Source organism: Bacillus sp. CR71 (genome assembly GCF_003429245.1).
Lineage (GTDB): Bacteria > Bacillota > Bacilli > Bacillales > Bacillaceae_G > Bacillus_A > Bacillus_A thuringiensis_S.
This window is the reverse complement of record NZ_CP031748.1, coordinates 4,458,047-4,469,708: the sequence shown is the minus strand read 5'-3', so window position 1 is coordinate 4,469,708 and position 11,662 is coordinate 4,458,047. Positions and strand designations below refer to the sequence as shown.

Below are 11,662 nucleotides of genomic sequence, written 5' to 3'. Positions count from 1 at the left end.
AGAATAGGATTAGTTTTGCAAGATATAAGAAATAAAAGTTTATGACTTGCAATGAGTGCGAGATAAAATATATGAAAAATGGCAGAGAAATGAGAGGAGGGGGATTTTTATGACAGTTACAATTAAAGATGTGGCGAAGCAAGCGAATGTTGCACCATCAACAGTTTCTCGTGTAATTGCTGATAATCCAAGTATAAGTGAAAAGACAAAGCGCCGTGTTAGGAAAGTAATGAGTGAATTAGGGTATCATCCTAATTTAAATGCGAGAAATCTTGCGAACCAAACGACGAAAACACTTGGTCTTGTTATGCCAAGTTCTGCAAGTAAAGCTTTTCAAAATCCATTTTTCCCAGAAGTTATAAGAGGGATTAGTTCATTTGCACACGTAGAAGGTTATGCGCTTTACATGTCGACAGGTGAAACGGAAGAAGAAATTTTTAATGGTGTTGTAAAGATGGTACAGGGACGCCAAATTGGTGGCATTATTCTTTTATATTCAAGAGAGAATGATCGGATTATTCAATATTTACATGAACAAAATTTCCCGTTTGTTTTAATAGGAAAACCATATGATCGAAAAGATGAAATTACATATGTAGATAATGACAATTATACAGCTGCAAGAGAAGTGGCAGAATATTTAATTTCATTAGGGCATAAGCAAATCGCGTTCATTGGTGGTGGTTCAGATTTACTTGTAACGAGAGATCGTTTAGCTGGTATGAGTGATGCCTTGAAATTAGCAGACATTGTATTACCAAAAGAATATATTTTACATTTTGATTTTTCGAGGGAAAGTGGTCAACAAGCGGTTGAGGAATTAATGGGACTGCAGCAACCGCCGACGGCAATTATGGCAACGGATGACTTAATTGGACTTGGTGTGTTAAGTGCTCTTTCTAAAAAAGGATTCGTTGTACCGAAGGATGTTTCTATTGTAAGCTTTAATAATGCTTTATTATCAGAAATTGCGAGCCCTCCACTTTCGACAGTTGATGTGAATATTTATCAGCTGGGATATGAGGGAGCAAAAGCTTTAGTTGATAAAGTAGAGAATGCAGAATCCACTGCAAAGTGTATCATTATTCCTCATAAATTACTAAAACGTCAAACTTGTGATCATTATGCATAAAAAAGCTAAGAGTTTAACTCTTAGCTTTTTTCTTTAGAAAGGCTTCTAATCGGTCGCAGCCTTCTTTTAAAGTTTCAATACTATACGCATAGGACAAGCGAAGGTAGCCTTCACCGTATTCAGAGAATGCTGTTCCAGGAACTACAGCTAGTCCAGCTTCTTTGACAAGATCAAGTGCAAAATCAAATGATGAAGATGTCAAATGACCAACATATGGGAATAAGTAAAATGCACCTATTGGCTTTTCAACTGTTAATCCCATTTGAGTGAGTCTATTATATACGTAATCACGGCGTTTTTTATATTGGTGGCGCATCATTTTGGGTGCGTCTTTAGCTGCTGTTAATGCTTCAATTGCAGCGTATTGAGCGATTGAAGTAGCACACGTTACATTGTATTGATGAACTTTTAATATGTGTCCAGCTAAATAGCTTGGTGCAAATAAAAGTCCAACACGCCAGCCAGTCATAGAATGTGATTTAGATAAACCGTTAATGACAATTGTCTTTTCACGCATTTCTGGGAAATGAGCGATAGATGTGTGCTTTTGTTCATATACCAGCTCGCTATAAATTTCATCTGAAAGGACGAAAATATTTTTGTCTTTTAAAACATCTACAATATCTTTTAGTTCTTCTGTTGATAAAGTTACACCGGTCGGGTTAGAAGGATACGGTAGTACGATACATCTTGTTTTTTCTGTAATAGCATTTTTAAGCGCTTCAGCTGTTAAACGGAATCCAGTTTTACGAACATCTACAAAAATAGGTGTTGCACCGCATAATCGAATAATAGGTTCGTAACCTGGATAAATAGGAGCAGGTAAAATTACTTCTGTTCCTGGCTCTAAAATCGTTCGAAATGTAACATCAATTGCTTCGCTAGCACCGATTGTAACGATGGTTTCGTTTTCAGGTGAGTAATGTAAATCGTAGTTATCTTTTACGAAGTTACAAGCTGCCTTGCGTAATTCTAGTAAACCAGCGTTATGTGTATAGCTTGTATAGTTTTCTGTAATAGCCCGTTTTGCAGCTTCTTTTACGAGAGAAGGTGTAGGGAAATCGGGTTGTCCGATTGTTAAAGAAATCAAATTATCATAGTTTTGAATCATGTTAGAGAATTGACGGATTCCAGAAATTTGGATGTCCTTCACTCTAGGGTTAATGAATTGTTCCATTGTATCTCCCTTTCTTCCGTTTGAAAATTAAGTTCATTTTATCATATTTTCTATGATCGCGCTTTGTATATGTAATTTAGAAAGAGAGAGAAAAGAGAAAAAAGCCGCTATAAGCGACTTTTTAATATCCGTATTCCCAATCTATCTCATCTTCATTCCAGAGTACAGAGGATACCTTGCCAAGGTGAACAACTGATTCGTTTACAGCACATGTGCAATTTTCATCTCCTGCTTTATGCTGTAATTCTTCATATACTGATTTTTCAACATTTTCTAGAACAACCAAATTTTCTTCTTTTAAAACAAGCGTAGTACCCGCCATATTTATCTTCCTCCTACTAAAGTAATGATCACTTATTTGTAAACATAGATAGTATGGATTATATGCTGTATTTTGCTATAGTTGTCCGTCTAAAAAAGTATTTTTATATTTTCTTTGTAATCCGTATTCATTGTATACTGCACGAAGGAAATTTGGTACAGGGTTTACAATCATTTCGAAAATCTGTAACAATTATGATGAGTTGTTAACAAAGAATTAACAAATATGTTAAGAAAAATCAAAATTTTAAAACAAATACACCTATAAAATGATATAATCATATCAAAATACATATAGGGGATGAGAGGTTATGGAGCTTATCCGTGATTTATTGATTCAAATTGCCATCATAATTTTGCCACTATTTTTATATGAAGCGATTCGTTTAAATCGCTATCAAGAAATGCCTCCGAAGCCAAATCGTTACTTTATTATGTTTTTATCTAGCGTTACGCTCGTTCTCTCCATGACATACTCTATTTGTTTTGGCAATGTGTGTGGGTATAACTTTCACCCCATTCCAATTGTCAGTGGTTTTTTATATGGTGGGATTGTTGGTTTAATCCCAGCGGTTATTTTTGTTGCATATGAATGGTTACTAAAGGGAATGAGCTTTCTTCCAGTTTTAGAAGTAATATTTTTATTGATAGTTCCGCTGTTTTTATCAAAGAAATGGTCTCTTTTTTCAAGGGATAAGAAATTAATTTTAGCATTTATGATTTCATCATTTTATGTGCTTGTTTCTTTAGTATTAGGCATGATTAATGTTCTTTTGGAAACAGGATTTACACCGTATATTTCGCAAATATATAGCGGATTTATATTTGCCTCGCTTATCATGGTCATGACAATGGTATTTCAGGTGTATTTAACTGAATATTTAAACGAAAATGCATTGCTACGTACAGAGATGCAAAAATCAGAAAAGCTTAATATTGTAAGTGAGTTAGCAGCAAGTGTGGCACATGAAGTTCGAAATCCACTTACTGTTGTTCGTGGATTTATCCAATTGTTAGAAAGTACGGAAGATGTGAAGAATAAGGATTATATGCGCCTCGTATTAGCTGAATTGGATCGGGCGGAACAAATTATTTCAGATTACTTGAATTTAGCAAGGCCGCAAATTGAGAAAAAAGAACACATTTGTTTATCAGCCCAATTAATAGAAATGACCACTCTCATGTCGTCATTTGCAGCGATGCAAGGTGTATATTTACAAGTTGAAATTTCAGAAAGTCTTTATACGATTGGTGATAAGACAAAGTTGAAGCAAGCTATTATGAATGTTGTTAAAAATGGTATTGAAGCAATTCAAGGAAATAAAGGATATTTAAAAGTAACAGCCATTCAAAAAGACGAAACAATCATAATAAGAGTTAAAGATAGTGGTGTTGGTATGACGAAAGAACAGTTAGCAAGGCTGGGGCAACCATATTATTCTTTAAAAGAAAAAGGGACAGGATTAGGGCTTATGGTAACATTTAGTATTTTACAAGCGCATAATGGTACATTGGAATATAAGAGTGAAAGTGGAAAAGGCACTGAAGCAATTATTATATTACCAGCTGTACAAAATAAGGAATAAAAGTTACCGATGGAAGGTAACTTTTTATTTTATATTGCTTATTCATTTGTTTTTTCTTGTTTTGCTCGGCTAAATAAACTTTTAAATGTTTGAAAGAAACTTTGCTCTTTTGAGGCAGCAACCATTCTTTTTGTTTCTTGAATTTCTCGAATAACTTGCATAAGCTGTGCATCACGATTACTGTCCTTGTTATAAATTTGACTAACAAGTTTATTCATTTTTTCTTCCTGTTTGGATTCTCGTTTATACATATGATTCATTAATAAGTCCATCTTTTCTTTTTGTAATGCATCTGTTTGAGCGGCGTGCTCGACTAACTCTTGAAGCATTTTTTCTTGAGAGCCTTCTTTTACATAAACTTGTTGCATCAATTCATCTAGTTTCTCATCCTTTAAACGATTTTGTGTAATTAGAGTAGAATTTTGATGAATAATTGCTTCATTTAATTGAGCTAGCATTTCAAGTTTCAACATGAATTCCTCAAAGTTACGTCCATCTTCCTTTTCTTTCGGTTGTATCTCTTGCTTATCTTGTATAACTGGTACAGGTGGGGCCTCTTTTTCTTTTAAAATAATCGGTATCGTTTCTGAAATATCTTCTTGTAATGTAGCAGCTCTTTCATGTATAGATTTCAATAGTTTTAAATCATCAAGTTTATAAATACGAGCATCAGCTGTTTTAGAAATCATATAGCCATGTTCCTCTAACAGTTGACTATATTTGCGGACTATATGTTTTGGGATGCCTGTTTTATTCGTGACATCTTTCGTTTTATAGGTAGCTTCCATGATATTTCCTCCCCAAAAAGTATCGTATATATCATTTCAATCTTTTATGAGGACTTCCTTTGAAAAAGAATGTCGGAAGGCTATTAGTTTTCTACAGCATTAGTGAAAAAATGAAAGTTTTTGGCGGAATGGCAAGGAATAACTAAAATAATGTCTGAAAACATATACAGGAGAAGTTTGTTATAATAACGGAGGAAAAAAGAAACTGGTAGAAACATGGAGGTATACATGAAGCAATTAAAAGGTATTATCATTGCAATTATCGCAATTCTGTCTATTTTAGTAGCAGTTTATGAAGTACTTGTGCCAGAGGAAACAAGTGTAAAGAAAACGAATACGTATGATCAAGTGTTAGAATTTCCGAAAGAACGTTATCCAGAGACAGGAAAACATATTACGGATGCTATAAAAGAAGGGCATTCAGAAGTTTGTACAATCGATCGTGGTGGTGCTGCAGATAGAAGGAAATTGTCGTTAGCACCATATCCTTCAAAAAAAGGGTATGATCGTGATGAATGGCCAATGGCGATGTGCAAGGAAGGCGGAAAAGGAGCACATATTGAATATATAAGTCCGGCGGATAACCGCGGAGCAGGCTCTTGGGTAGGGAATAAGTTAGATAAATATCCAGATGGTACGCGTGTGAAATTTGAAGTGAAGTAGTAGTTGTACATTTCATAATGAAGGAGAACGGGAACTATGGAGTTAACAATTTCTTATTCGCAATTAATGTTGATGAACTATGACGGTGAGCAGCCTTATGTAGACTGGACGGATGAAGATTTTGAAAGAGGTTATGCTGAGGCAGAGGGAACTGTTATTTTTGAAGCACTTTCTGATTATACTTGTGAAGTGAAAGTGACCCCAGGGAAACATATTGAAAAAGAAGAAGTGATTAGAACGATTACGGTTCCTTTTACAGTTGAAAATGAAAGTATCGTTATAACGAGTATTCTTTCAAATAAATTTCAAATACCTATTCCAAATGGTGAGTATACAGTGGTCTTACAAGCAATTCCTCTTGAAGAGCCAACGGATGATGAATTATATAAAATACAATACGAATTCTTTTTTGAAAGTAAAGAATAAAAAATGGGTTATCCTCAATAAGGATAACCCATTTTCGTTATGCGTTTGTTTTTAGCAGGGAGCGAGCATCTTTTGCTGCTTGCACCATGTGCTCTAAAGCTGGAATAACTTCTTCTGTTCTTCTCGTTTTTAAACCACAATCAGGATTAATCCAGAAATATTTAGGATCGCATACTTCTAAAGATTGTTCTACGATTTTATACATTTCATCTTTACTCGGTACACGTGGGCTATGAATATCATATACACCTAGACCGATGCCTTTTTCATATGTTGTATGTTTTAATGTATCAATAAATTCACCGTGACTTCTTGATGTTTCGATAGAAATCACATCTGCATCTAATGCGCGAATCGCATCAACAATATCTTCGAAGTTACTGTAACACATATGAGTATGAATTTGTGTTTCATTTGCTACAGAAGAAGTTGCTAAAAGGAAGGATTGAACTGCCCATGTAATATAAGCGTCCCAATCTTTTTCTTTTAGTGGCATTCCTTCACGAAGTGCTGGCTCATCGACTTGGATTACTCGAATTCCGGAAGATTCAAGTAGTTCAATTTCGTGACGAAGAGCTAATGCAATTTGATACGAAACTTCTTTTCTTGGAATGTCATTTCGAACGAACGACCAATTTAAAATTGTAACAGGTCCAGTTAACATTCCTTTTACAACTTTCTCTGTTAAGCTTTGTGCATAAACAGTTTCCTTAATAGTCATTCCGTTAATAAAGGCTACATCACCATAAATAACAGGTGGTTTTACGCAGCGGGAACCGTATGATTGTACCCAACCGTTTTTAGTGAATGAGAAACCAGCAAGACGCTCACCGAAATATTCGACCATGTCAGTTCTTTCAAACTCACCATGTACAAGGACATCAAGACCAATTTCTTCTTGGTAACGAATCCATTTTTCTGTCTCTTTTTCAATAAATTTTTCATATTGTTCATTTGAAATAACACCGTTACGCCATTCTTTTCGCGTTTGACGAACTTCAGTTGTTTGCGGGAAGCTACCGATAGTTGTTGTTGGTAACAATGGTAACTCTAGGGCAACTTGTTGTAATTCGTATCGCTTTTCAAATGGAAGAGGACGTGAAAAATCTTCTTCTTTTAGTGCTGTTCGTGCTGCTTTGACATCTTCACGGTTACGTACAGCAGATGAACGAATTGTATGATGTACATTTCGATATGTTTCCAGCTCATTACTAATACTTTCTGTACCTTTAGTGAGAGCAGAATGAATAAGAACTAACTCTTCTAATTTTTGATTTGCAAATGCTAACGCATCAAATAGCTCAGTCGATAAGTGAGTTTCTTCTGTTTTATCGATTGGTGTATGCAATAAGCTACAAGAAGGCTGAACAATGAAGTCTTTCGTTTGGACTTGTTTTTGTAGCGTTGTAAATAACGTAAGAACTTCATCAAGGTCAGCTCTCCAAATGTTACGGCCATCTATACAACCGACAGCTAAAGTTTTATCAGCTGGGAATCCATATTTTGAAATAGCATGTAGATTACCTTCTTTACCATGAACGAAATCTAATCCAATACCGGATACAGGGAATGTAATAATTTCTTCATAGTTTTCTTCTACACTATCAAAATATGTTTGTAAAAGAAGGTTCGCATTTGGAACTTCTTTACGAATAGCTTCATAAATTTCTTTTGCTTGTTGAACTTCTTCTTTCGTTAAAGAAGCGAAAATCGGTTCATCAACTTGAATGACTTGTGCACCAGCTGCATGTAGTTCTGAAAGCAGTTGTACGTATGGTGCAACTAATTGTTTTAAAATCGTAGCGAATTGTTCTTGTGTATAACCTTTAGCTAATTTTAAGAAAGTATATGGTCCTAAAATAACAGGTTTTCCATCTACTCCTAATTCTTGTTTTGCCTCTTCGTATAAGCGAAGTGGACGATTATCTTTTAAAGAGATTTGTAATCCCTCTTCATATTCAGGAACGATATAATGATAGTTTGTGTTAAACCATTTTGTCATTTCAGAAGCTACGTGATCTTTAGAGCCACGCGCCATTGCGAAATATACATCAAGGTAAGATGTAAACTCAGAAAAACGTGATGGGATAAATCCTAGCATATAAGCAGTATCCAAAACGTGATCATAATATGTAAAGTCGCCAATTGGAATGAGTTCAATCCCTTTTTCTTGCTGTACTTTTACGTGTTGAAGGCGAATTTCTTTCATTGTTGTTAAAAATTGTTCTTCATCGATTTTATTGGACCAAAAAGCTTCCAATGTTTTTTTCCACTCTCGTTGTAGTCCGATACGTGGATAACCTAAGTTACTTGTTTGAATTGCCATTTTAAATTCCTCCCTAATTGAAAGTAAGCATTTCCGTTTACTAGGAAATACCTATAACAAAAAGTACAAAGACATAGAAAATAAGCCTTCCTTTTTGTTTTAACACCTCATCATCATCCGTGAATCTATCAGTGTTGTTAAAACAGGCAGGTCTCCTGACTTATGCTTCATATAATTTCTTTCACCTTCCCGTTTTCACAGTGGCACTAAAAAGAAATCTCAGCATTTACAGTGGCGGGACCGTGTTGGAGTTTCACCAAGCTTCCCTTTTAAACACGAAACGAAACTTTCGTGTACCTATTTTCCTTTTGAAAGGAATTTAACAAGCGATATGATATTGAAACAAATTCTAACACAATTTTTGGAATTTTGTCTACTGTTTTAAAATAAGAAAATTCCAAAGTTTTTATTTCTTATTATTCTGACTTTTACATTCTGAAGTAACTAATAATATTACATTATAAAAAGAGAAATTGAGCTATGAAAGAAGTAGGGATGTCTTCTTTCATAGCTCAATTTTCATCTATAGCAACTTCTGAAAGCCGGCCTGCTATAGCATCTTTAAGGAGGGTGTTTAGCCATTGTAGTTCAACTGTAATATGCTCAATTACACTTTGTAAAATATATAGTTGTGCACGTGGAACTTTTCCTTTATTACAATCATATATCGTTTGCATAGTATATAAATATTGAAGAGTATCGTTTTTCTTTTTTTCTAAAATAGAAACTAATTCGTGATCATTGCTAAAGTGAGCGAAAGATAAGGCTGAATAAATAGGTTTATATATTTGGTTTTTTGCTTCGAATTGTTTTAATAGTAAAGTGTGGAATAGTTTTTTGCCTTCTTCTGTTATATGAAAAATCGTTTTGTCAGGTCGATTTGTGTCTCTAATTACATTTGTAATATGAATTGCGCCTTGCTTTTCTAATTGCTCGAAGGCGTAATAAAGTGATCCTTTAGCATATTTAATGTAACAATCCATTTGTCGTTCTTTCATAATATGCTGCACTTCATATGGATGTTTATCTCCTTCGAGTAGCAAGCCGAGAATGACTAATTTCATGCTCATGCTGTCTCAACTCCTGTATATAAAAACTTTATCCGGCATTAACGGGCAGTAAGACACCCATCCAAAAATTCAGCGGAACCAAAGAAGTTAGGTGGGGGGCGGGCTGTCCGTAAAAGCCCGATTGGTTCAATTAATAATCAGTGGGGGATGAACAAAACCGCCACTGATTAAAGATTAACTTTATACATATTATAAACGGCATATCCTTTTTCATAAAGGGATATGCCGCTTCTTTTTTATATTAACTGACTTGCTTTTGTTTTTCTTTCTTTTTAGGGCCTGTAAAGAGGCGTTCATTTCCCATAAGTAAAATACAAATAATACTTAGTACAGCCGGAATAAGTGCCCAGAAGAATGTGTTCGCAATAGATGTAGCGAGAGCTTCTTTAATACCCGCTAATATTTCAGCAGGAATTTTTGCGGTAGCGCCTGGCGATAATAAGAAACTTGTGTCTCCACCTTTTGGAGCTAATTTTGCTAGTTCAGGGGGGAACACAGAGTTTAGTTTATCTGTAAAAATATGATTTTGAATTGTACCGAAAATCGTTACACCAAGAGTCATACCGAGTGATCGGAAGAATGAGTTTGTTGATGTTGCCGAACCACGGTCTCGCATTTCTAATTTGTGAATAGAAGACATACTTAATACTGAGAATGAGAAGCCAACACCAAGCCCAGCGAGAATCATAAATAGTGTTACGAGTAAACGAGGTGTATCCATTGTTAAAGTACTTAATAAATAAATACCAAGAACGAAGAAGACGCCAGATACCATCATAATGTTACGATAGCTTGTTCGAGAAGCTAATTGTCCTCCTGTTTGACTTCCAATTACAGAACCAACCATCATTGGTGTTAAAATTAATCCGGCATTAGAGGCGGAACCTCCAAGAACGCCTTGAATGAAGATTGGAATATAAACTGTACAGATAATAAAAGCGGCACCATAGAAAAAGGCAACTCCTTGACTAGCTGCGAATAAAGGTTTTTTAAATAGATGGAACGAAATAATAGGCTCGGTTGCTTTTCGTTCTACAAAGAAGAAAATAATAAGCGTAATAACTACTGTTGTAAATAAGCCAATAATTACAGTGGAATTCCAGGCATATTCCTTACCACCAAGTTCTAATGCGAACATTAAGCAAACGATACTTATGACAAGTGTAATAGCACCAGCCCAATCAATTTTTTGTTTTCTAAATTCTAGAGACTCACTGTAGTATTTAGTAATGAAGAAAAAGGAGATAAGTCCTAATGGAATATTGATATAGAAGACCCAATGCCAACTTATATAGTCTGTAATATAAGCGCCTAATAAAGGACCGAATACACTAGAGGTCCCGAAAACAGCACCGAATAGTCCTGTCATCTTCCCACGTTTTTCTGGTGGGAAGATATCGTACATAATTGTGAAGGCGATAGGCATAAGGGCACCACCACCGATACCTTGAATAGCTCTATAAATACTTAATTGCTCAATACTTGAAGCTGTTCCGCAGAGCGCAGAACCGAATAAGAAAAGAATGAGGCCACCAATATAAAAACGTTTCCGCCCGTACATATCAGAAAGTTTCCCGAAGATAGGCATCCCTGCCATTGTTGCTACCATATAAGCTGATGTGACCCAAACAAACTTATCAAATCCTCCTAAGTCTCCAACAATTGTTGCCATTGCGGTTGCAACGATTGTATTGTCCATTGCGGCCATTAATATACCAAGCAGTAAACCAGCAACAACAAATTTTGTCTTGTTGGCGTCTTTTTTTAATGGTTGAGTTTCCAAATATAACCCTCCTTTAGAAATAAGTAAACTATATTAAGTTTTGAGTGCAGTGGATAAAAAATTTAAATGTATAGGTGATTTTAATTTCTTTTCCATAAGTGCACTGATATGCCATAAAGAATATTATAGTCAAATTTGACTATAAGGCAAACTTTTTCTTCCGTCAAAATATTCTTTCGTATGAGTAGAGAACGAGTGAGCCATATTGAATATTGCCATAAAGTAAATTGTAAAAAAATTTCATTAAGAACACCTTCTGTTAATAGATGAAAAATGGTTTTTTCTTCATATTGTCGAATAGGATAAAAGGAAGAGAAATATTAAACATTGCTTATAGTAAGCTTTAGTAATTTGGGGAATTCATTGTGTGTATGATACATCTGAAATGAG

At 35.0% G+C, this 11,662-nt stretch carries 10 protein-coding genes and 1 riboswitch; of the genes, 4 read left to right on the top strand and 6 right to left on the bottom strand.

Annotated features, from left to right (window positions below):
* Positions 1-109 precede the first annotated feature (109 nt).
* Positions 110-1,132 (top strand): maltose operon transcriptional repressor MalR, encoded by a 1,023-nt coding sequence (gene malR / locus DOS87_RS22275; protein WP_000219054.1) that lies wholly within the window; start codon positions 110-112, stop codon positions 1,130-1,132.
* Positions 1,133-1,145: 13 nt separating this feature from the next.
* Here malR and DOS87_RS22270 read toward each other — a convergent pair whose 3' ends face one another.
* Complete coding sequence (locus DOS87_RS22270) at positions 1,146-2,309, bottom strand: aminotransferase A (protein ID WP_000434585.1); 1,164 nt, start codon at positions 2,307-2,309, stop codon at positions 1,146-1,148.
* 121 nt (positions 2,310-2,430) lie between these two features.
* Positions 2,431-2,631, bottom strand: coding sequence for a hypothetical protein (locus DOS87_RS22265; RefSeq protein ID WP_000929277.1), 201 nt, complete (start codon positions 2,629-2,631; stop codon positions 2,431-2,433).
* Between the two features lie 310 nt (positions 2,632-2,941).
* On the opposite strand from DOS87_RS22265, the gene kinB reads away from it, so the two are divergent.
* Entirely contained in the window at positions 2,942-4,216 is a 1,275-nt protein-coding gene (kinB, locus tag DOS87_RS22260; protein WP_000420369.1) for a sporulation sensor histidine kinase KinB, read from the top strand.
* Positions 4,217-4,254: 38 nt separating this feature from the next.
* On the opposite strand, the gene DOS87_RS22255 is transcribed toward kinB, so the two are convergent.
* A complete protein-coding gene (locus DOS87_RS22255) occupies positions 4,255-5,004 on the bottom strand; it encodes a DUF3967 domain-containing protein (RefSeq protein WP_000388468.1) in 750 nt (249 codons plus the stop codon).
* Between the two features lie 228 nt (positions 5,005-5,232).
* On the opposite strand from DOS87_RS22255, the gene nucA reads away from it, so the two are divergent.
* Positions 5,233-5,667, top strand: coding sequence for a DNA-entry nuclease (gene nucA, locus DOS87_RS22250; protein ID WP_098578621.1), 435 nt, complete (start codon positions 5,233-5,235; stop codon positions 5,665-5,667).
* Between the two features lie 36 nt (positions 5,668-5,703).
* Positions 5,704-6,093, top strand: coding sequence for a competence protein ComJ (locus DOS87_RS22245; RefSeq protein WP_000424022.1), 390 nt, complete (start codon positions 5,704-5,706; stop codon positions 6,091-6,093).
* A 37-nt stretch (positions 6,094-6,130) separates the two neighbouring features.
* Here the strand turns inward: DOS87_RS22245 and metE are convergent, their stop codons facing one another.
* From metE to DOS87_RS22230, 3 genes are all read right to left on the bottom strand, one after another.
* Positions 6,131-8,419, bottom strand: coding sequence for a 5-methyltetrahydropteroyltriglutamate--homocysteine S-methyltransferase (gene metE / locus DOS87_RS22240; RefSeq protein WP_001007602.1), 2,289 nt, complete (start codon positions 8,417-8,419; stop codon positions 6,131-6,133).
* 127 nt (positions 8,420-8,546) lie between these two features.
* Positions 8,547-8,735, bottom strand: a riboswitch (cobalamin riboswitch).
* A gap of 196 nt (positions 8,736-8,931) precedes the next feature.
* Positions 8,932-9,489: a PadR family transcriptional regulator gene (locus DOS87_RS22235; protein WP_097890965.1), complete on the bottom strand. Its 558-nt coding sequence runs from the start codon at positions 9,487-9,489 to the stop codon at positions 8,932-8,934.
* A 241-nt stretch (positions 9,490-9,730) separates the two neighbouring features.
* Positions 9,731-11,272, bottom strand: a complete 1,542-nt coding sequence (locus DOS87_RS22230; RefSeq protein WP_000449901.1) for an MDR family MFS transporter — start codon at positions 11,270-11,272, stop codon at positions 9,731-9,733.
* Positions 11,273-11,662: the final 390 nt, after the last annotated feature.

Excerpts from the sequence above, each read along its gene's own strand:
- malR (WP_000219054.1), top strand. The coding sequence starts at position 110 with ATGACAGTTACAATTAAAGATGTGGCGAAGCAAGCGAATGTTGCACCA.
- DOS87_RS22270 (WP_000434585.1), bottom strand. The coding sequence starts at position 2,309 with ATGGAACAATTCATTAACCCTAGAGTGAAGGACATCCAAATTTCTGGA.
- DOS87_RS22265 (WP_000929277.1), bottom strand. The coding sequence starts at position 2,631 with ATGGCGGGTACTACGCTTGTTTTAAAAGAAGAAAATTTGGTTGTTCTA.
- kinB (WP_000420369.1), top strand. The coding sequence starts at position 2,942 with ATGGAGCTTATCCGTGATTTATTGATTCAAATTGCCATCATAATTTTG.
- DOS87_RS22255 (WP_000388468.1), bottom strand. The coding sequence starts at position 5,004 with ATGGAAGCTACCTATAAAACGAAAGATGTCACGAATAAAACAGGCATC.
- nucA (WP_098578621.1), top strand. The coding sequence starts at position 5,233 with ATGAAGCAATTAAAAGGTATTATCATTGCAATTATCGCAATTCTGTCT.
- DOS87_RS22245 (WP_000424022.1), top strand. The coding sequence starts at position 5,704 with ATGGAGTTAACAATTTCTTATTCGCAATTAATGTTGATGAACTATGAC.
- metE (WP_001007602.1), bottom strand. The coding sequence starts at position 8,419 with ATGGCAATTCAAACAAGTAACTTAGGTTATCCACGTATCGGACTACAA.
- DOS87_RS22235 (WP_097890965.1), bottom strand. The coding sequence starts at position 9,489 with ATGAGCATGAAATTAGTCATTCTCGGCTTGCTACTCGAAGGAGATAAA.